Here is a 21,473-nt window from a genome sequence, read left to right as displayed (position 1 = left end):
GAAGCTTATGCAAGCAGTTAAACATTTTATTGAAACTTTTGTTCCTGAGCACTATGATCTCTTTTTGGATTTGAATCGTGCCGACAAGACTTTTTCAGGCAAGGTGACCATTACTGGGGAAGCTAAGACAAGTAAGATTTCCCTGCATCAAAAAGATTTGACAGTTGAAGCTGTAGAGGTGGCTGGCCAAGCTCGCCCTTTCACTCTTGATAAGGACAATGAAGCTCTTTATATCGAGCTGGAAGCGGCCGAGCATGTAGTGGTGACCATAACTTATACTGGTCAGATTACGGACAATATGACGGGGATTTACCCATCTTACTACACGGTTGATGGTGTGAAAAAAGAGATTATTTCTACGCAGTTTGAGAGCCATTTTGCCCGCGAAGCCTTTCCGAGTGTGGATGAGCCAGAGGCTAAGGCAACTTTTGATTTGGCTTTGAAATTTGACCAAGCAGAGGGTGAGTTGGCTCTGTCTAATATGCCGGAAATTGATGTTGAAAACCGCAAAGCGACTGGCGTTTGGAAGTTTGAAACGACTCCACGTATGTCTTCCTATCTCTTGGCTTTTGCTGCAGGTGATATGCAAGGAATTACTGCTAAAACCAAGAATGGAACTTTGGTAGGAGTTTATGCGACCAAGGCCCATCCAGAGAGCAATCTAGAGTTTGCTTTGGACATTGCGGTTCGCTGTATTGAATTTTACGAAGAATACTACGGAGTCAAGTATCCTATTCCTCAGTCACTTCATGTGGCCCTGCCAGACTTTTCTGCTGGGGCTATGGAAAACTGGGGCTTGGTAACCTATCGTGAAATCTATTTGCTGGTGGATGAAAATTCAACAGCTCTGAGTCGTCAGACAGTTGCCTTGGTTGTTTCACACGAACTAGCTCACCAATGGTTCGGAAATCTAGTGACCATGAAGTGGTGGGATGACCTTTGGCTCAATGAAAGCTTTGCAAATATGATGGAGTATGTCTCAGTTGATGCGATTGAGCCTAGCTGGAAGATTTTTGAAGATTTCCAGACCAGTGGGGCTCCTTATGCCCTCAAGCGTGACGCGACAGATGGCGTCCAGTCAGTCCATGTAGAGGTCAAACACCCTGATGAAATTAATACTCTTTTTGATGGGGCAATCGTCTATGCCAAGGGTAGCCGTCTAATGCACATGCTGCGTCGTTGGCTGGGAGATGATGCTTTCCGTAAGGGGCTAGGTGCCTACTTTGAGAAGCATCAGTATGGTAATACTATCGGTCGTGATCTTTGGGATGCTCTTTCTCAATCTTCTGGCCGTGATGTAGCAGCCTTTATGGATGCTTGGCTGGAGCAGCCGGGATATCCAGTTGTCACTGCTAAGGTTGAAAATGACTCCTTGATTTTGACGCAGAAGCAGTTCTTCATTGGAGAGCATGAAGACAAGGGTCGTCTCTGGCCAGTACCGCTCAATAGCAACTGGCAAGGACTCCCTGATACTCTGACGACAGAAAGACTGGAAATTCCTAATTATGCAGCCTTGGCAGCGCAAAATGAAGGAGCCCTGCGTCTTAATACAGAAAACACAGCCCACTATATTACAGATTATCAAGGTGAGTTGCTAGATGCTCTTCTGAATAATCTCAGCTCTTTGGACAATATCAGTAAACTGCAAATCGTGCAGGAGCGCAGACTTCTGGCAGAGTCAGGTAAGATTTCCTATGCAGACCTACTGCCAGTCATCAGTAAGCTGGCAAACGAAACTTCTTATATGGTGGTTTCAGCTGTTTCCCAAGTGCTGGAAGGGTTAAATCGCTTTGTGGATGAAGGCAGTCAGACTGAAGAAGATTACAAAGCCCTGCTGAAAGTACTTAGTCAAAGCAATTTTGACCGTCTTGGTTTTGAAAAACAGGAGGGTGAAAGCGATGAGGATGAGATGGTTCGTCAGTTGATTGTGGGCAATATGATTAAGGCTGACGATGAGACAGCTAAAGCTCAAGCAAGCCAGATTTTTGACCGCTATCGTGATAATTTGGAAAAACTCCCTGCCGCTATTCGTTTGCAGGTATTGGTCAACCAAATCAAGCATCATGAAAGCAAGGAGCTGACCAAGCTTTATCTGGACCTCTATGTCGCTTCAAATGATGGAAGCTTCAAAAATGCTCTTTCTACAGCCCTTTCTTATACGAAGAACAAGGAAACCTTGGATGAACTTTTAGCGACTTGGAAAGATAAATTTACTGTGAAACCGCAGGATTTGTCAGCTTGGTATGCCCGTTTCCTCAGCCGTGATTTTACCCAAGAAGCAGTATGGTCTTGGGCGCGTGAGAATTGGGACTGGATCAAGGCAGCGCTAGGTGGTGATATGAGCTTTGATAGCTTTGTCATTAGCCCAGCAGTGGTCTTCAAGACAGAGAAGAGATTGGCAGAGTACAAAGCCTTCTTTGAGCCACAGTTGCATGATATGGCGATTAGCCGAAACATCAGCATGGGAATCAAGGAAATCGCTGCGCGTGTTGAACTAGTGAAGCGCGAGAAAGAAGCAGTGGAAAAAGCAATTCGAGCTGCGATTTGATCGATTTAATTAAATTGACAAGAAAGTCTGAGATAGTAGTCTATCTCAGGCTTTTTCTTTATTATTTTTAGCATTTAAACATTGCTTATTTGCCTTTGCTCTGATAAAATAGAACAATATGGACAATAAACAGGTAACTGTTTAAAGGAGAAATGGAGATTATAATGGAAAAGAAAATAGTCTATGGCTTCCGCAAGAGCCGCCTTTCTAAGGGCTTATGCGGAGCTGTTTTGGGTGCAGCTTTGTTGCTAGCTGCTGGGTCGGTTCAGGCTGAGGAAAAGGCAGCTGAAGCAGCAGATCAGTCTTCCCTTTCTGAAGCTGCACTTTCTCCAACCGAAGCACCCCAGCCAACTGCTGCTCCTGTTCAGTCAGAGCCTGTAAGTCAAGGCAAGCTTCCCTTGGAGGTTTCCCATGCGGAAATGGACCAAGCTTTGGTAGAGGCCGAGAAAACAGGAGTTCAGCTAAAGCAAGAGCCGGCTGTTGATTTAGGAACAGCTAGAAATCCAGAAGAAGCTGCGAGTAAACGGGAGACAGCGCTAGCAGATTATGCGACCCAAGTCAAGGAAATACGTGAAACCACAGCAGCTTATCAGGAGCAGCTGAAGTCTTATGAGAAAGAACTCAGTCAGACAGAGTCTGCCAATCAAACCTTGAAAGATCAATATGACAAGGCTCTGGCTTCCTATGAACAAGAGTCCAGTCGTATTCAAGCTGAAAATGCTCAGCTAGAGGCGGACTATGAGCAGAAACGGACGGCTTATCAAGCAGAATTGAGCCGTATAGTAAAAATCAATCAAGAGAAAGAAGCCTCCTATCAAGCAGCTTTAGCAGCCTATCAAGAGGAGCGTTCACGAATTTTACAAGAAAATGCTCAAGCGAAAGCAGACTACCAAACTGCTATGGAGAGCTATGCTACAGAGCTGAAAGTTACTCAGGAGAAGAATGCAGAAGCAAAGCGTCGCTATGATGAAAAGCTTGCTCAGGTCTCAGCTCACAACAAAGCTGCCCAAGCTGACAATGCAGCCATTACAGAACGAAATCAGGCAGCTGAAAAGGCCTATCAGGAAGCAGTCAAGCAGTATGAAGCTGAAGTATCCAGACTGACTCAGGTTAAGGCAGAAAAAGAAGCTGTTTATCAAGCTACCTTGGCTGACTATGAGAAAGAATTGGCTCGGGTTCAGAAAAACAATGCTGAGCTAGAGCAGCAGTATCAGTCAGATTTAAGGGCTTATCAGCAGGAAGTAGAACGTATTCAAACAGCCAATCAAGAAGCTAAACAATCTTATGAGACAGCCTTGGCTAAAATCCAAGAGCAGAATAAAGAGATTGAGACCCAAAATCTAGCCGTTCGGAAGAAAAATGCAGCTTTAAAGGAGCAGTATCAGGCTGATTTAGCTGCTTATCAAGAGCGATTGGCTGAGATTCGACAAAAAAATCAAGCGGCAGAGAAAGACTATGAGAGCAAATTAGCTGCTTATCAAAAGAATCGCTCTGAAATCGAGGCGTCCAATGAGGCCAAAGAAAGAGATTATCAAGCGTCTTTAACTGCCTATCAAGCTGAACTTAAGCGTATTCAAGGTGAAAATAAGAAGCTGCAAACTGCCTATGAGTCAGAAAAAGCAGGAGTAACAGCCCGTAATGCTGCCATTGAAGCTGAAAACGCCCAAATTCGTCAGCAAAATCAGGAAAAACAAGAGCTTTATAAAAATCAATTAGCCCAATATGAGCAGGATGTGGCTCGAATCACCGAAAGCAACCAGAAAAGTCGAGAAGCATATGAGAAAGCCTTGCTTACCTACCAAGAAGAAACTGCTCGGATTGAGTCGGAAAACAAAAATAAACTAACTGCTTATCAGGCAGACTTAGCTACCTATAAAGCAGATCTTGCAAGGATTGAAGCAGAAAATCAAAGAATGAAAGAAGATTATGAGGCAAACCTTGCAGCTGTTTCAGCGCAGAACGCAGTGATTGAGCAAGAAAATGCAAGCATTAAAGAAAAAAATGCCCGATTGAAAGCCGACTATGATAAGCTGTTTGAAGAATATAAGAAGGCAAAAGCTGCCTATGATACTGCCAAAACTAAGTATGATGCAGCTCTTGTAACTTTTGAGAGAGAGATGCAGGAAGCTGAAGCTAAGAAAAATGAAGAAGGCTATCTCAGCAAGGTTGAAAGCCAGCCATTTGTTTTCAAATCTGAGCCCCAGGCCGTCTTGACACTTGATCCCTCTATTAGAACATATACCAATGATGAGCTGACTGAGGAGGTTCGTTCTTGGAGAATGGATGAATCAGGAATGAGAGCATTAACCAGTGTTTTAAAAGGAAAAGAGCATCAGACTAAAGTCGTTTTGCAAAAAGATGTGCCTTTGGTAGCTACTTATACCAATATCAAAAATTCCAGTATTCAAGGCAAGAAAATCTCTAAAGTTGTCTATACTTATACTCTGAAAGAATCAACGAAGAGTCAGGATAAGCTGCCGGTTTTCTTAGTTAAGGATCCGACCTTGACTGTGTGGACCTTGGATTTTCATGGCCAATCTCGAGTCAATGTCCAAGCGGAATTTTTCGATGAGGCTGGAGAAAGGCTTGATATGACAGGTTCGCTTGTCAGCTTCTCATCTTTAAATACTAATAAAGCTGCGATTGAGTACATCAAGAATTTTAATGGTGAATATGTTCCTATCACAGGTTCTGCTATTAACATTCACCCAGATACCAGTGTCCATGCCGATATTTCTATTAACTTTGAGAGAGAAGGTTCTCGCTTTGAGCATAATAAGTGGGATACGCCTACTAGTCCCTATAACTGGTATGGCGCTATTGTAGGTAAAGCTCAGGGAGATGTCATTTCTTTTGATATCGGTTCGCGAAATCGGGGTTCTGCTTGGTTTGTCTTTAACTCTGATATTAAAGCTAAAGGTGTCCCAATGAAGCCTGTCGCTCCGACTGAGGTTGCCCAACCACAAGAGCCAACCTATGAAGAACTCAAGGCACTGCAACCTCTTCCAAGTCAGCCGGTTTATCAATCTTTGCCGCAAGAGCCAGCTCAGCCGGTTTATCAAGAACTTCCTAGCAGACCGACAGAAACTCAGCCTCTTCCTCAGCCAACTCAGCCTGAGCAGCCAGTAGCTCTACCGGAAAGAGATTTGGAAGTTTTACCGCAAGAGCCGACTTATAAGGCTGAGCCGCTTCAACCTCAAAAACCTGTTTATCAAGAGGTGCCAGAAGAACCTAGCTCCCCTACTCTATTGACAGAGCCGTCAGCGGTTGAAGAGCCGACCTATGAGAAGGAGAAGTCCTTGCTGAGTCTTCCGCAAGCTCTGGTTGAAGAAGCGCTGCCACAGGAACCGCAAGCTCCTACCTATCTCAAAGAGCCTGAGCAGCCTCAGAAAGCCCCTGAAGTAAGCACGGGTGAGGCTCCGAAACCTCCTGTTTATGAAGAAGAAATTGTTTTAGAGGACCTGCCTCAAGAACCAAGTTATCTGCAGGAACCTCAGCTCCCTCAAGAACCAGTTCTTCAGCCTGAGCCCCAGTCACCTCTCAGAGAAAGTGGCCTGCCTTTGATTGCTGAGCCTGACAAGCCGAACTATAAAGAACTTCCTCAAAAGCCGGCTGAACCTAGCTATCAAGCTTTGCCAAGCCGTCCGCAAGCGCCAACTCAAACTTATCACTATAACCAGATCTTTATTCAGTTAAAAATCAGAGAAGAGCTGGAGGATGAGTCCAAGAAGAATATTCATCAACAAGAAGTTAGTCAAGGAAGTTTTGCAGTCCTGAATCTTACAACGGATGCTTTGCCTGCTTATCGCCTGCCAATTCATTCTTTCCTATTGGAAGATCGCCTGCCAGAAGGTTTTGAATTAGATCTAGAAGCAACTAGAGCGAAAAGTCCTGGTTATGAGGTTTCTTATGACCCGAGCACCAGGGTCTTGACTTTTGTTGCTGCACCAGGTCTGCTTGAAAGATACAATGCTGACTTGAATACTACGACTGAGACCCTAGCTCCAGCAGCAGTCGGTCGACTCTTGTATTCAGGCAGAACCTATACCAATCATTTCAGCTTGCTGATTAATAATCAATACAGGATAGAATCCAATCAGGTTAGTGTTTCAACACCTTCTGCAGAAATTACTGTTCAAACAGCGCAGAAATTTGAGCATCTTTCAAACCGGACTTGGCAGCATCCAAAAACTGCAAGTAAGCAAGCAAGCAACTTGCAGCTATCTGTCAGCTACCAAACCACTCAAGGGCAATTGCCTAAAACTGGAAGCAATACGAGTGGACTTCTCACTTATCTTGGCTTTGCGGCCTTGCTAGCTTCAGCTGGCTTCCGTTCTTCTAAGAAAGAGTCGTAAAAAGATAAGTAGCTCCTGCATCAAGAGCTTTTGAACATGATAAATCAAGACTGAGACAATTTTGTCCCAGTCTTTTTTGCTGCGGATTTTTTGAGGAAATGGTTGATATCATCCAGTTTAGAAAGAGAATTGGGGAAAATTTCTTTTCATGCTCCATTTTCCCTATCTTTCAGCCTTTTTTAAGAAAAAATTCAGTCCTGTTTAAGTAAAAAACTATATGATAATGCTATTCAAGTGAAAGGATGTGTATAGGATGACTTGTAAGCTGCATTAGCTTCTTGTTTGATAGAAACAGATAGAAAAATTTACAAAAGAAAGAAGGAACATATTAAATGGATATGGAAAAAATGATTGTTGTAGAAAAAAGCACCAAATGGTGGCTGACAGTTGCGACGGGTGGTGCTCTAGCAGTCGGACTTATGGGTGGCTATGGCCTTGCGACAGCTATTCACGGTACAAACAATCAGCAATCAGCTATTCAACAGACAGCTACTATGCCTGGAGCACCGGAGCAGGGGCAGAATGCAGGAAATGGCATGCCGCCACAAGCTGGTCAGAATGGTCAAAATGGTGGACCAGGTAATGGAATGCCGCCGCAGGATGGTGGACCAGGACAGAACGGTCAAGACCAAGGCATGCCGTCTCAAGACGGCCAGCAGTCTGACAATGACAAGAGCAAGAATTCTCCTGCTCAGCAAAATGACAACGGGAAGAAAAACAAGAAAAAGTCTTCAACGAACACAAATGAACAATCGGACAAGAACAATAATAAGTCGACAAAAGAAAATAAAACGTCGCAGTCGTAGAAAAAACTTACTGATTTTGACCCAAGTCATGATATAATAAGAATAGCAAATAAAACAAAAACCAAAAGACATAATCTTGGAAAGTTTTATTGGAGGAAAGAAAAATGATTAAAATTCTATTGGTAGAAGATGATCTTGGACTGTCAAACTCAGTTTTTGATTTTTTAGATGATTTTGCAGATGTAATGCAGGTTTTTGATGGTGAAGAAGGTCTATATGAAGCAGAAAGCGGTGTTTATGACCTTATCTTACTGGATCTCATGCTGCCTGAAAAGGATGGTTTCCAAGTGCTGAAAGATCTCCGAGCAAAAGGAGTTACAACACCTGTTCTCATCATGACAGCTAAGGAAAGCTTGGATGACAAAGGACATGGCTTTGAGCTCGGGGCTGATGACTATCTGACAAAACCTTTCTATTTGGAAGAACTGAAAATGCGGATCCAAGCGCTCTTGAAACGCGCTGGTAAATTCAACGAGAATACTCTTTCTTATGGTGATGTGACTGTCAACCTATCTACAAATTCAACCACGAAGGCGGGTAAAGATGTAGAGTTGCTTGGTAAAGAGTTCGACCTCTTGGTTTATTTCCTGCAAAATCAAAATGTAATCTTGCCTAAGACTCAAATTTTTGACCGTCTGTGGGGCTTTGACAGTGATACCACTGTTTCCGTTGTCGAAGTGTACGTTTCCAAGATTCGTAAAAAACTGAAAGGAACGGCATTTGCGAAAAACCTACATACTCTTCGTAGTGTCGGCTACATTTTAAAAGATGCTGAATAAAATCAAGAAGACCTTTTATGCGGATGATTTCTCTTATTTCATTCGCTATTTTGGGTTGTTTACATTAATCTTCTCAGCCATGACCTTGATTATTATTCAGGTTATGCGCTCCAGCCTTTATACGTCAGTTGATGAAAATCTGAAAAACCTGAGTAATGATCCTAGTTCAGTAGCTGATTTGGCCTATCGGACGACAGGTCAGCAGTCTGATCCGAGCAATAAGGTCAATTCTAAAAGTCCTAAAAGCAGTAAAGAGCCAGATGGTGATTCAGATGAAGAGCCTAAGCCTAACAATCTAACTACGCCAAATGTCAGCTCTAATACTTTTGCCCTGCTTTTGGATGATGATTATAAAAATATTTCCACCAGCAAGAGCGATGGTTTTCTGGACTTTAACTCGCTGGAATTTAACAAGTCCTATCTGAATCAAATCAAGGAAATCGTGATTGGTAATAGCTTTGGCCAGACAGAAAGCTATCGGGCTTATCTCTTTGATATTGATCCTAAAAATGAGTATCCTGATATCAAGTATGCTGTGGTCATGACTAGTATCAGCCAGCTGGAGCAGACCAGCAGCAAGCATGAGCAGTTGATTGCCATGGTTATGGTCAGTTTTTGGGGAATTTCCCTGATTGCCAGTATTTACCTTGCTCGGATGAGTGTCAAGCCTCTGCTGGAAAGTATCCAGAAGCAGAAGGCTTTCGTGGAAAATGCCAGTCACGAACTACGGACTCCTCTGGCAGTATTGCAGAGCCGCTTAGAGACGCTCTTTCGTAAGCCTGAAGCTACAATTATGCAGAGCAGTGAAAATATTGCTTCTAGCTTGGATGAAGTACGGAATATGCGCTTGCTGACGACCAATCTGCTCAACCTGGCCCGCCGCGATGATGGCATCAAGCCACAATATGGTGAAGTTGAACCAGAATTTTTTGATACGACCTTTGCTAATTACTGTATTATCGCAAGGGAGAATAAAAAAGCCTTTCATTCAGAAAATATGATTAAGCACCCTATTGTGACCGATCAAATTTTCCTCAAGCAGCTGATGACTATTCTATTTGACAATGCTATCAAGTATACAGATGATGATGGCGTAATCAGTGTCATGGCTACTTCGACAGATCGTTACCTTATTTTCAGAGTGGCGGACAATGGCCCTGGTATCAGCGATGAAGATAAGAAGAAGATTTTTGATCGCTTTTATCGGGTGGACAAGGCTCGGACCCGTCAGAAAGGTGGCTTTGGTCTGGGGCTTTCTCTGGCCAAGCAGATTGTCGATGCTTTCAAGGGCTCTATTTATGTCAAGGACAACAAACCAAAAGGTACGGTCTTTGAAGTTAAACTGCTACTGAAAGAAACGAAAAAGCGTTCTGTAAAATAGCAGGAGAGGCCTAATATGAACATTTTGGTTTATGGTGCTGGCACGATTGGTTTGACATACGCTTGGTTACTGTCTAATCAGCATCAAGTTACTGTCTTAGTTAGAGAGCATAAGCTGTCGACTTTAGAGCAAGGCTTCACACTTTCTATTAAAGATTTAAGGAAAGATGATCAGGTCTATAAAGAACATCATTTTCAACCGCCATTGGTGACGAGCATTGATCAAGACTATGACCTGATTCTCTTAACGGTAAATAGTTTGCAACTAGAGCAGGCATTGGATCATTTGGCGGCTATAAAGGAAAAAGCTCATATACTTATTTTACAGAATAACTGGAATATCAACTCCAAGATTCCTTCTTATTTGGATAGAAAGCAGGTGTCGTTAGCTTTTCCTTCTTCTGTTGGAGGAGGGCGAAAGAGTGATGGTCGGATCCAAGCTATCATTTTCAAAGAAGCTACCTTACTTGATGATGATTCTTACACATCAGAGTTGTCTCCTATCTTCAGAGCTAGTGGTATAGGCATTGATGCTATGCCTGACTTGGCTTCTTGGATGAAGGTTCACTGCCTTCAGGAGGCAGTAATGGCGGGTGCAGTTGCAGAAGCGGGGACTTTTGATGCACTCTTGAAAGATAAAAAAGCAATTCGAAAGATGATTTGCGCTTGGCGAGAAGGTTTAGAACTCTGTCAGCGATATGGCATTCCTAAACATCGTTATAAACCTACTAAATATCTATCCCTGCCCCTATTTCTCTTGGTTCCAGTAATGAAGTTCATGTTGAGTCAGCCTTTGGTTGCCGAAATGGTCACAAATCATATGTATTCAGGCTATGTTGAGTGGGTTGATCAATATTTTGAAATCAAAAGAAGTGCTGAGAAAGAAAGCATTCCCATGCCTCAATGGAATTCGTATAGCGACTTCATCGAACAGTTTTTGAAAAACAATTCTTAGCAGGCCTTATTGGCTTGCTTTTTATCTGGCTTTTATTTACTTTTTTAAAAATTTAATATAAGTTTTGCCCAAAATAGGGTATAATAATAAACAAGAAAGAATGAGGTGAAATTATGGCATCAAAAATGTTACATACTTGTTTGCGTGTGGAGAATTTGGAAGCGTCTATCGCTTTTTATGCAGAGGCTTTTGGCTTTAAGGAGCTTCGTCGCAAGGATTTTCCAGATTATCAGTTTACTATCGTTTATCTAGGTTTGGAAGGCGATGATTATGAGCTGGAACTGACCTATAACTATGACCATGGTCCTTATGTGATTGGGGACGGATTTGCTCATGTGGCACTTAGCACGCCAGACTTAGAAGGTCTGCATGCTGAGCATAAGGCCAAAGGCTATGAAGTGACAGATCCAAAGGGTCTTCCTGGTAACCCTCCTAATTATTATTTTGTAAAAGATCCTGATGGCTACAAGGTGGAAGTCATTCGTGAGAAGAGTCTCTAACATCTAGCTGCAGTTAATTTTGCAAGATAAATGATGAATTTTATTCATTTAGGACAGGTGTATGAAAAGACAAAATAACAAGAAACACGGTAAGAAAACACTCATTGTTCTCAGCTTGCTAGGTTTAGCTTTTGTTGCTGCTCTATTTCTGGGTGCTGTAAAAATTTACGCTATTTTCCAAGAAAAGGAACTTCAAGAGAAAGTTAGTGTGCTAATTGCCCAAGAAGAGACCTTCCACGCTGAAAATACTGAAAAGCAAAGCAAGATGATTGGCAGCCACTATGTAGAGGCCTTTTATCCTCTGCTAGATGGTCAGGTTATGGCAAGCATCAAGGAGCAGATGGACGCTGATAGCCAGACGATTAAGGATAATCAGAAGAAGGACGATAAGATTGAGGAATTGACCTTCTACTATGCTGAGGAAAAAGAAACGAGCCTGAAGGATGTCAAAGAAGTACTGGTGCATCGCAAGGACTATCATGTCAAAGAGATGAAAATCAGTAAAGGAGAAGAGCGGGAAGTTGCTGACAGCTATCTCGGTGCAGACGGCAGCCGTTTCACTCTAGATAAGCTTTTTCAGGATCCTGATGCAGCTAAGGAAATCTTCATCAACGAAATATCCAGCCAGCTGACCTTTAGACAGGCCGATGAGGCGGTGCAGACGGAAATTCTCAATAACCTTAATGGAACGGAGTTGAGTCAGTGGTCCTTCCGTTATGAGTACAGCCATTTTTCTATTAAGCTGAGTAAGGAAGTGCAAGGCTTAACCAGCATTGATGTTCCTTTGTCTAGCTTTTATGACCAGATCAATGCGGACTATCTGACTGGCGATGACTTGGCAGCTTATCAGAGTTTTGAAGCTAAGAAGCATGTGAAGATGGTTGCTCTGACCTTTGATGACGGTCCAGATCCTAAGACAACACCGCAGGCTCTGGATATCCTTAAGAAATATGGTGCCAAGGCGACCTTCTTTATGGTTGGTCAAAACATTGCTGGTAATGAAGCGATTGTCAAGCGCGTGCACAATGAAGGTCATCAGATTGGAATTCATACATGGGACCATCCAGTCTTAACCAAACTTCCTCTAGATACAGCTCAAAAAGAAATCCTTGATACCCAGACCGCTATTAACAATGTGATAGGCATCAAGCCAACGATTACGCGGCCTCCTTATGGAGCTATTAATGCTACAATCCAAAATTCGGTTGATCAATCCTTTATCATGTGGAATGTGGACAGCCTAGACTGGAAGACACGCAATACTAAAGCTATTATGCAAGAGATTGCCAAAACCCAGCCAGGCTCGATTATCCTCATGCATGATATTCACCAGACCAGTATTGACGCTCTGCCAAGTGTCCTCGAGTATCTGAAGAGTAACGGCTATACTCTGGTGACGGTCGATGAGCTGTTGGAGGGTCAGCTAGAGCCCCATCGTATTTATTACGGCAGAGACTAAGACGTTCCTTGGGTTTAGATTATTGAAATACTTACTGGTAATTAGTAAAAGCAAAAAGCTTTGGAAACATGAAGTTTCCAAAGCTTTTTTAGTTTAACTTGTTACATAAAGTTCTTGATTTTTTAATACAATTTCACGAACGGAGGCGTATTTTTTTAATGTTTTCAACTCTTCTGGATGGCTGATGAGAGTGATAACATAGCCCTCCTTGCCTATACGGCCGGTTCGGCCAGAGCGATGGGTATAGGTTTCTAAATCGCGCGGAAGTTCATAGTTGACGACGCATTCTAGCGAATCAATATCAATGCCGCGAGCAACCAAGTCAGTGGCCAGCAAGAGAGTAATCTGGTGTTCTTTGAACTTGTCCAGAATCACTTTGCGGAACTTAACGTTGACATCGCTGGCTAGAGAAACTGCGTTGGCTTCACGATACTGGAGTTTTTCCTCGGCGCTTCCTAGGTCTGACAGAGCGTTGAAAAAGACCAGTCCACGGAAATCTTCAACATTGGATAACTTACGGAGCAAGTCCACCTTATCACGTTTTTCAACTTGCATGTAAAAATGCTGGATGTTGTCTAAAACTTGGTCGTTAATGCGGATTTCTAGAGTATTTTCAGCGATTTTATCGTGATCAAACTTAGCGGTGGCACTCATATATACCAGCTGGTGGTCACGAGGCGCATAGTGGGTGATTTTATCTACAAAGTGATACTGAGAATCGCTGAGCAGCTGGTCAAACTCATCTAAAATGATGATTTCGACATTCATCATCTTGATTTTCTTGAGCTTGACCAACTCGAAAATTCGCCCAGGCGTTCCAATGATAATTTCTGGACCTTTCTTAAGGCGCTCAATCTGTCGCTTCTGGCTGGAGCCGGAGAGCAGGAGCTGGGCTGTTAGCCCTAAAGGCTCAGCCCAAGTCTTGCAGACCTCAAAGATTTGTCCAGCCAACTCGGTGTTAGGAGCTAAAATCAAGAGCTGTTGTGCTTTTCTAGGTGTCAGCTTGAGCAGACTGGGAAAGAGATAGGCCAGAGTTTTACCAGTACCAGTCGGACTGATTCCCAGCACCGTATCACCTGTAGAAATAGGCTCAAACATCTTTTCCTGAATAGCTGTCAAATCTTCAAAGCCTAGCTGAGCCAGCTGATTTTGCCAGCTCGGGGGAAATTGTTTCTTAATCATCATCAACCTCAAATCTAATGCCAGCGTCCTTGCGCATGGCAAATAAGCTTTCATGAACGGCCGCCGCCGCATCCAACCATTTCTCGTAAGCTGCATCCTGTCCGCCCTTGAGCACTCGTGCGAAAGCTTGAGCCTCTTCCAGCATGGTGTGGGAAGCACGCTGGATAGGCAGTACCTCCTCTTGACCGTCCAGATTTTGGAAAATAGCAGAGCTGATAAATTCGACTCCGTCTAAAGTCAGAGTTCCCTGATCCGTATAAATCTCTGCAGGTAGATTGCTGTTTATATTTTTACCGGCCTGAATCTGAACTTGAAAATCTGGATAGATGAGACAGCCGGCTCCATTTAAATCAATCGTATTATCTAGCTGCTGGGCGCTGTAGCGAGTGAAGCGCGGATGGCCGAAAAGTCTGATAGCTGCATAGACAGGATAGACACCCAAGTCCATCAAAGCGCCGCCAGAAAACTTAGCTGAGAAAACGTTGGGCTGCTCTCCTGCAAGCAGAGCCTGCATTTTTGAAGAATACTTAGCATAGGTAAAGTTGGCTCCCAAGACAGTCTTGTCCTTGAGGAAATCACTAATCGTATCAAAGGCCTGCTCATGATAGTTGCGGGCAGCTTCAAAGAGATAGACTTGGTGCTCGTCAGCCAGCTTAATCAATTCCCGCCATTCTTTGGGACGAGAAACCGCAGGCTTTTCGACAATGACGTGTTTACGAGCCAAAATAGCTACCTTGGCATGATTGAAATGCAGGCTGTTGGGACTGGCGATATAAACAACATCGATATCAGACGACAGAAAGTCTAGCATTTCAGTAAAGACGGCTGTATTTTCATAGTTTTGCACAAAGCGCTCAGCAGAAGCCAGAGTCCGAGAGTAGACAGCTGCCAGCTGATAGTCGCCTGTTGAGTGAGCGGCCTTGATGAACTCATGAGAAATAGAACCTGTTCCGATGATTCCAAGTTTGAACATAAAAACCTCCTTTTTTCTATTTTTAAGCATGTACTTTTTTTATTTTAGCTCTTTCATTATAACATGAATTGCGGTAAAATAGATAAGATAACAAGAGATGGAGCTTATAATGCAAAATAGACCTATTATTATTGGTGTGACTGGTGGTTCCGGAGGCGGAAAGACCAGTGTTTCTCGAGCAATTTTGGCTAATTTTCCCAATGAAAATATTGCCATGATTGAGCATGACTCCTATTATAAGGATCAGACGCATCTGACTTTTGAGGAGCGGGTTAAGACCAACTATGACCATCCTTTTGCCTTTGACACGGACCTGATGATTGAGCAAATCAAGGAGCTCTTAGCTGGTCGGCCAGTGGATATTCCTACTTATGACTATACGGAGCATACTCGCAGTAAAAAGACCTATCGGCAGGTTCCTCAGGATGTCTTTATCGTTGAGGGGATTTTGGTCTTAGAGGATCAGCGCCTGCGGAATTTGATGGATATTAAAATCTTTGTGGACACAGATGATGATGTTCGGATTATACGTCGAATTAAGCGGGACATGGAAGAGCGTGGACGCAGTTTGGATAGTGTTATTGAGCAGTATTTGGGTGTCGTTAAGCCTATGTACCATCAGTTCATTGAGCCGACCAAGCGCTATGCGGATGTTATCATTCCAGAGGGAGCTTCTAACAAGGTGGCTATTGACCTGATTACAACCAAGATTGAAAAAATCCTTAAGGAAGCCAGAGAAGGCTAGCACACGTAGCTTTCTGCTCTGTCATTTGAGGAAATAAAAGTTTGTAAATCTGGCGAATCACAGTAGCTACAAGATTTTAAAATGTAATCTAGCAAGGGGAAGTGGGCGGACTGAAAATTGGTGATTTTCTGAATCCGTTCATCCCCTTATTTTGTAGGTGATTTATGAAGCAATTTGTAAAAAGAGAGTTTCACTCTCGCTCCAAATTTTTTGCCTGTCTTTTGACTTTTTGCGCCGGTTTTATTGATGCCTATACCTTCATTGAGAGGGGTGGTACCTTGGTGGCAGGGCAGACAGGAAACGTCGTTTTTCTTTCGGTCGAGCTTATCAATCAGGAAACCAGCGGAATCGAAGTGAAATTGGCAACTATGTTGGCTTTTATGCTGGGGATTTTTCTGATGACTGTTTTTCAGCATCATTTTGAGCATTCTTGGCGCAGACTGTCCAGTGTATTTCCCTTGATTCTGACAACAGCTGTGACTGGCTTTTTGCCTGCCCATGTCCCCCATCTCTATATCGTGCCGCCACTAGCTTTCTGCATGGGTGTGGTGGCGACGGCTTTTGGCGAAGTGGATGGCATTGTCTATAATAACTCCTTTATGACGGGGAACATCAAGAAAACCATGGAAGCTTTTGGCAATTATGTACGAAACAAGCATGGGAAAGATTTACAAGAAGGCCTTTTCTTTGTAGGGCTACTAACAAGCTTTGTAGTGGGAGCTATCATCTCTACCTATCTGATTCAATTTTACCTCTTGAAAACCATCTGGTTGGTTTCGTTGATTTTAACAGCCTTTCTGGTTTTCCGAGGTGTTCAGTACGTGAGGAGATGAAGTGACTTAATACCAATGAAGTGTGTCATAAGATTATAAAATGAATAGAAAAAAGGATAGATAGAAAGAATATGAGAAAAATAATTTTTATTGGACAGAGCGGTGATGAAGCCGTCTACTATAACACGCGAACAAAAGAGGCTTTGGCAGCCGATAAGAGTGTCTTGTTAAATACGGAAGGGGCTAGGAAGACTAATAAGGCCATTATTCCTTTGATGTTGGTTTTCATTTTCTTAGGTTTGATAGGGGGAATGGTAGCTATACCAGCTTTTTCCGGTTTTCGATACAGCAGCTGGATGGTTCCGCCTTTTATCGCTGCCCAGTTCTTTGTCTTTTTTGGATTTATATGGATGATGGAAGTCGCCTTGTATAAAGAAGTTAAGCATGTTCGTAGAGCAACAAAGCAGGAGTTTGCGAAAACCGTTGATTCAAATCTATTTTGGGAAAATTTTAGTGAGAAAAAAGCAACGTTTGGGAAGATGTTTATTTTTATGATTGTCATGTTATTAGTTTTTATGACTACTATAGTAATATTTGCTGCTGCCATCCCGGGCATTATTGACTCATTCAATAAGCAGGAACCATTTGATATACAAATCATTTTCTCGCTTTTGGCAGCCCTGTTTCCTGCCTTGTTGTACCTTTTCTTATTCCAAAACAATCCCATTCGCTGGCTGTTAGCTGTGCGGAAGTTTGAACGAGGTCAAGTAGTGTTTAAAGAAGAAGCTGAGGAGATAAAAGAAAAATAACATGAGTTCTTTTTTAAAAATACAAATGAGAACGATATTGAAATTCAAAACAAACAAGTTTGATTTGAATAAGACTTGAAGATTATTGTTTTCTTAGGAGGTTTTTATGCAAGCGCATCATGTAAATTTTAGATATATATTATTGGAAGATGATAAGGAATATTTTCTATTGGATAAGCTACCGACATTGTGGGGCTATTTTTTCCCTTATCTGAATTGGTTTAGCAATCGAACACTTTACCGATTGACAGAGTCGCAATTTTGGGAAATCCGCAACCGCAAGAAATCTTGGTCTGAGACTTTTACTATCTCAATGCCTATTTTGATAGCAATAGCGGTATGGGCAGGAAGAATAAGAGGACCTCATGAGCTAACAGATTTTTTGACAAATACACAGTCTTCTGTTTTAGAAAGATATCTATTTTTATTTTTAATAATAGTTGCAATTATATTTATAGCTCGATTCTGTTATTACTTATCCCATCTATTTTTGTCTAGAAAATTTCCATTTTATAACTACAAAAAGGAAGCAGGAAAAGTGAAGCTAGAGAGAACAAGTCAATGGTCACGCAAACAGTTTAAAATAATAATACTTTTTTTGTTATTAAGTGTTCTAATGAGTTGTTTTTATCTATTTTGGGGAGTATTGACAATGTTAATGATGACAGTTTGCATAAATTTATTATATATTATTTTGATGGGGAATTTGAGTTATAGTGAGGGTTGTCAGTATACAATAGAAAGAGATGAGAAAGATGACGCTATAAAATAAAAGGCCTTGCTTTCTATATGTGGAACAATAAATTTCCTTATAATTAATAAAATACTAGAAGAAGCGAGACTTACCTTGCTTCTTTTTCTTTCTCTTATTTTTGCTAATCTCCCCCAAAATAATCCAGCATATTAAAAATTTTCAGAAAATATCGACTTTTTCTTGACAGGTTTATGATACTGTGTTAAAATACTAAACAATAAGAAACCATCTCAAAAAGGAGTTAGTCAAACATGAAGTCAACCCAATCTTCAAACTTTGTTTTGTTGTTGCGTTACTCGGGCTAGTGCAAAAGCATTAGTCCTGTTTGGCTTACCAAGCGGGAGTAAATCAACATCTCGCTTGTTCCTCAAGTGAGATGTTTTTTATTTCACCTATCTTACCTCAAATTCTGATGAGGAAGAAATGGTTTCTAAAGGAGCGACGGGAGTGGGAATGCATCTTGATTTTTCTGAAATCAATTTGTCTCATACTGTCTCAGTCATTGAACACGACCTAGAAGTTGGGGAAGAGTTTTTCCTAAATGGTCTATGTATTTAGAAAAGGAGTTGTCTATGACACGCAAAGTTGAGTTTTTTGATACTAGCCTCCGGGATGGCGAGCAGACACCAGGAGTGAATTTCTCTATCAAGGAGAAGGTGGCTATTGCCAAGCAGTTAGAGAAGTGGGGTATTTCAGTCATTGAAGCTGGTTTTCCTGCTGCGAGTCCAGATTCTTTTGCGGCGGTGCAGGAGATTGCTAAAGTCATCACAAAAGCTTCTGTTACTGGGCTGGCGCGTTCGGTCAAGTCCGATATTGACGCCTGCTATGAAGCGCTCAAGGATGCCAAGCATCCACAGATTCATGTCTTCATTGCGACCAGTCCTATTCACAGAGAGTTTAAGCTGAAAAAGTCCAAGGAAGAGATTTTAGATGCTGTGAAAGAGCATGTCTCCTACGCGCGCTCCAAGTTCGATATAGTCGAGTTTTCACCAGAGGATGCGACACGAACAGAGCTGGATTTCCTTTTTCAGGTGGTACAAACAGCGGTTGATGCAGGTGCGACTTATATCAATATTCCAGATACAGTCGGCTTTACCACGCCAGAAGAGTTTGCAAATATTTTCGACTACCTAGTGGCAAATGTGACTTCTGATCATAAGGTGGTATTTGGCGTTCATTGCCATGATGACCTTGGCATGGCAACGGCCAATACTTTGACGGCTATTAAGCACGGTGCTGGTCGTGTTCAGGGGACTATCAATGGAATCGGTGAGCGGGCAGGAAATGTAGCGCTGGAAGAAGTAGCAGTTGCTTTAGAAATTCGTCAAGACTATTATCAGGTTGAGTCGGATATCGTCCTTAATGAAACCATCAACACTTCTGAGCTGGTGTCCCGCTTCTCAGGTATTCCAGTGCCTAAGAACAAGGCGATCGTTGGCGGCAATGCCTTCTCTCATGAGTCCGGTATCCATCAGGATGGAGTCCTTAAGAATCCACTGACCTATGAAATCATCACACCTGAGCTGGTTGGTGTTAAGAGCAATTCACTGCCGCTTGGCAAACTGTCTGGCCGCCATGCCTTTGTCGAAAAACTCAAAGAACTGGCTCTGGACTTTGCGGAATCTGAAATCAATGATCTCTTTGCTAAGTTTAAGGTCTTGGCTGATAAGAAAAATGAAGTCACGGATGCTGATATTCGGGCTCTGATTGCTGGAACGACGGTCGAAAATCCTGAAGGCTTCCACTTTGATGATCTACAGCTGACGACCAATGATGACCATACCATCACAGCAGATGTGCAGCTGGTTAATGGCGACGGAGAGACGGTCAGCTGTGTGGCAGAAGGTAAAGGAAGTGTTGAAGCTATCTTTAATGCCATTGACCAATTCTTTAACCAATCTGTCCAACTTTTGTCTTATAACATTGAAGCGGTAACGGATGGTATTGACTCTCAGGCTCGCGTCTTGGTAGCTGTTGAAAATACGGATACAGATACAATTTTCAACTCCTCTGGTATTGACTTTGATGTTCTTAAGGCCAGCGCCATTGCCTATATCCATGCCAACACCTTTGTGCAAAAGGAAAATGCTGGTGAAATCGGCCATCAGGTATCTTATCGCGATCTGCCTACAAATAATTAGAAGGAAGCGACTATGACAAAAGAAATTGTAGCTCTGGCAGGTGATGGTATTGGCCCAGAAATCATGGAAGCCGGTCTCCAAGTACTGGCTGCTGTTGCGGGCAAGTTCGGTTTTACTTATCATATCACGGAGAAAGCTTTTGGGGGTGCTGGTATTGATGCGGAAGGTCATCCTCTCCCTCAGTCAACTCTAGAAGCGGCCAAGGAGGCGGATGCTATTCTCCTAGCAGCTATCGGCAGTCCCCAGTATGATAATGCTCTGATTCGGCCAGAGCAAGGCTTGCTCGCTCTGCGCAAGGAGCTTGAACTCTATGCCAATATCCGCCCAGTTAAGATTTTCGATTCTTTGAAGCATTTGTCGCCTTTGAAGGCTGAAAGAATTGCTGGCGTGGACTTCGTGGTCGTGCGTGAGCTGACTGGTGGGATTTACTTTGGTGAGCATATTTTGGAGGACAGATCTGCGCGTGATATTAACGACTACAGTTATGAAGAGGTGGAGCGAATTGTCCGTAAAGCCTTTGACATTGCGCGTGGTCGCAGAAAGCGCGTGACCAGTATTGACAAGCAAAATGTGCTAGCGACATCTAAACTCTGGCGCAGAGTAGCAAATGAGGTGGCCAAGGATTATCCAGATGTGACCTTGGAGCACCAGCTGGTGGACAGCGCTGCGATGCTCATGATTACCAATCCTGCTAAGTTTGATGTTGTGGTAACGGAAAATCTTTTTGGAGATATTCTATCCGACGAGTCCAGTGTCTTGTCAGGGACGCTGGGAGTTATGCCATCGGCCAGTCATTCGGCATCTGGACCAAGTCTTTACGAGCCCATCCATGGTTCGGCTCCAGATATTGCGGGGCAGGGCATTGCCAACCCTATCAGCATGATACTTTCTGTATCCATGATGCTGCGGGATAGTTTTGCAGAGGTTGAAGCTGCAGAAGCGATTGAAGCAGCGGTGGAGAAGACTTTGGCTCAGGGTATCTTAACCCGAGATTTGGGTGGTCAGTCAGGGACAGCTCAAATGACGGAGTCAATTATTAATAATTTATGAAATGGATATTAACAGGTATTTGCCTACTTTGGAACCTTATCGTTTTCCTGCTTTATGGCTGGGATAAGCGTAAGGCTAAGAAAAATCACTACCGCATTCCAGAGAAGACTTTGCTCTTGTCAGCATTGGCAGCCGGAGGTTTAGGCGCTTTATTAGGCGGTCGACTCTTTCACCACAAGACCAGAAAATGGTATTTCTGGCTGGCTTGGATTTGCGGAATAATAGTGGAAATCGGAATTTTATATTACATATGGAGAAGCTAGT

The 21,473-nt window shown here is 42.8% G+C and carries 17 protein-coding genes; 15 read left to right on the top strand and 2 right to left on the bottom strand.

Annotated elements, in window-relative coordinates; genetic code table 11:
* The first annotated feature begins 7 nt into the window (after positions 1-7).
* The 8 genes from RWS24_RS03355 (at position 8) to RWS24_RS03320 (ending at position 12,782) form a co-directional block, all read left to right on the top strand.
* The gene (locus RWS24_RS03355) at positions 8-2,548 is read left to right on the top strand and encodes a M1 family metallopeptidase (protein WP_314365371.1); all 2,541 of its coding nucleotides are present in this window, start codon (positions 8-10) and stop codon (positions 2,546-2,548) included.
* Positions 2,549-2,700: 152 nt separating this feature from the next.
* A complete protein-coding gene (locus RWS24_RS03350; protein ID WP_314365369.1) occupies positions 2,701-6,903 on the top strand; it encodes a GbpC/Spa domain-containing protein in 4,203 nt (1,400 codons plus the stop codon).
* 332 nt (positions 6,904-7,235) lie between these two features.
* Positions 7,236-7,709: a hypothetical protein gene (locus RWS24_RS03345; RefSeq protein ID WP_002904312.1), complete on the top strand. Its 474-nt coding sequence runs from the start codon at positions 7,236-7,238 to the stop codon at positions 7,707-7,709.
* A gap of 104 nt (positions 7,710-7,813) precedes the next feature.
* Positions 7,814-8,488 (top strand): response regulator transcription factor, encoded by a 675-nt coding sequence (locus RWS24_RS03340; protein ID WP_002897753.1) that lies wholly within the window; start codon positions 7,814-7,816, stop codon positions 8,486-8,488.
* The gene (locus RWS24_RS03335) at positions 8,478-9,869 is read left to right on the top strand and encodes a cell wall metabolism sensor histidine kinase WalK (protein ID WP_002904314.1); all 1,392 of its coding nucleotides are present in this window, start codon (positions 8,478-8,480) and stop codon (positions 9,867-9,869) included. Before RWS24_RS03340 ends, RWS24_RS03335 begins: the two co-directional genes overlap by 11 nt.
* Before the next feature lie 15 nt (positions 9,870-9,884).
* Complete coding sequence (locus tag RWS24_RS03330) at positions 9,885-10,823, top strand: ketopantoate reductase family protein (RefSeq protein ID WP_002904315.1); 939 nt, start codon at positions 9,885-9,887, stop codon at positions 10,821-10,823.
* 113 nt (positions 10,824-10,936) lie between these two features.
* Positions 10,937-11,323: a VOC family protein gene (locus tag RWS24_RS03325; protein ID WP_002895748.1), complete on the top strand. Its 387-nt coding sequence runs from the start codon at positions 10,937-10,939 to the stop codon at positions 11,321-11,323.
* 61 nt (positions 11,324-11,384) lie between these two features.
* The gene (locus RWS24_RS03320; RefSeq protein ID WP_314365356.1) at positions 11,385-12,782 is read left to right on the top strand and encodes a polysaccharide deacetylase family protein; all 1,398 of its coding nucleotides are present in this window, start codon (positions 11,385-11,387) and stop codon (positions 12,780-12,782) included.
* A gap of 93 nt (positions 12,783-12,875) precedes the next feature.
* Here RWS24_RS03320 and RWS24_RS03315 read toward each other — a convergent pair whose 3' ends face one another.
* On the bottom strand, positions 12,876-13,967 hold the full coding sequence (locus RWS24_RS03315; protein WP_314365353.1) for a DEAD/DEAH box helicase: 1,092 nt from the start codon (positions 13,965-13,967) through the stop codon (positions 12,876-12,878).
* On the bottom strand, positions 13,957-14,967 hold the full coding sequence (locus RWS24_RS03310) for a Gfo/Idh/MocA family oxidoreductase (RefSeq protein WP_314365351.1): 1,011 nt from the start codon (positions 14,965-14,967) through the stop codon (positions 13,957-13,959). Before RWS24_RS03310 ends, RWS24_RS03315 begins: the two co-directional genes overlap by 11 nt.
* Before the next feature lie 79 nt (positions 14,968-15,046).
* Here RWS24_RS03310 and udk point away from each other — a divergent pair, with 79 nt between their 5' ends.
* The 7 genes from udk to RWS24_RS03275 all read left to right on the top strand — a co-directional run bounded on the left by udk (position 15,047) and on the right by RWS24_RS03275 (position 21,472).
* The gene (gene udk, locus RWS24_RS03305; protein ID WP_314365348.1) at positions 15,047-15,682 is read left to right on the top strand and encodes a uridine kinase; all 636 of its coding nucleotides are present in this window, start codon (positions 15,047-15,049) and stop codon (positions 15,680-15,682) included.
* Positions 15,683-15,846: 164 nt separating this feature from the next.
* Complete coding sequence (locus RWS24_RS03300) at positions 15,847-16,515, top strand: YoaK family protein (RefSeq protein WP_314365347.1); 669 nt, start codon at positions 15,847-15,849, stop codon at positions 16,513-16,515.
* 71 nt (positions 16,516-16,586) lie between these two features.
* Positions 16,587-17,264 (top strand): hypothetical protein, encoded by a 678-nt coding sequence (locus tag RWS24_RS03295; protein ID WP_314365344.1) that lies wholly within the window; start codon positions 16,587-16,589, stop codon positions 17,262-17,264.
* 106 nt (positions 17,265-17,370) lie between these two features.
* The gene (locus RWS24_RS03290) at positions 17,371-18,036 is read left to right on the top strand and encodes a DUF443 family protein (protein WP_314365342.1); all 666 of its coding nucleotides are present in this window, start codon (positions 17,371-17,373) and stop codon (positions 18,034-18,036) included.
* A gap of 554 nt (positions 18,037-18,590) precedes the next feature.
* A complete protein-coding gene (locus RWS24_RS03285; protein ID WP_314365339.1) occupies positions 18,591-20,159 on the top strand; it encodes a 2-isopropylmalate synthase in 1,569 nt (522 codons plus the stop codon).
* 12 nt (positions 20,160-20,171) lie between these two features.
* Positions 20,172-21,209, top strand: a complete 1,038-nt coding sequence (leuB, locus tag RWS24_RS03280) for a 3-isopropylmalate dehydrogenase (protein ID WP_125435655.1) — start codon at positions 20,172-20,174, stop codon at positions 21,207-21,209.
* Complete coding sequence (locus RWS24_RS03275) at positions 21,206-21,472, top strand: DUF1294 domain-containing protein (protein WP_002913655.1); 267 nt, start codon at positions 21,206-21,208, stop codon at positions 21,470-21,472. The genes leuB and RWS24_RS03275 overlap by 4 nt, the downstream gene beginning before the upstream one ends.
* Position 21,473 lies beyond the last annotated feature (1 nt).

It is taken from the genome of uncultured Streptococcus sp., assembly GCF_963528215.1.
Taxonomy (GTDB): domain Bacteria; phylum Bacillota; class Bacilli; order Lactobacillales; family Streptococcaceae; genus Streptococcus.
The sequence above is the reverse complement of the archived record's forward strand: the minus strand, read 5'-3'. Positions and strand labels throughout refer to the sequence as shown.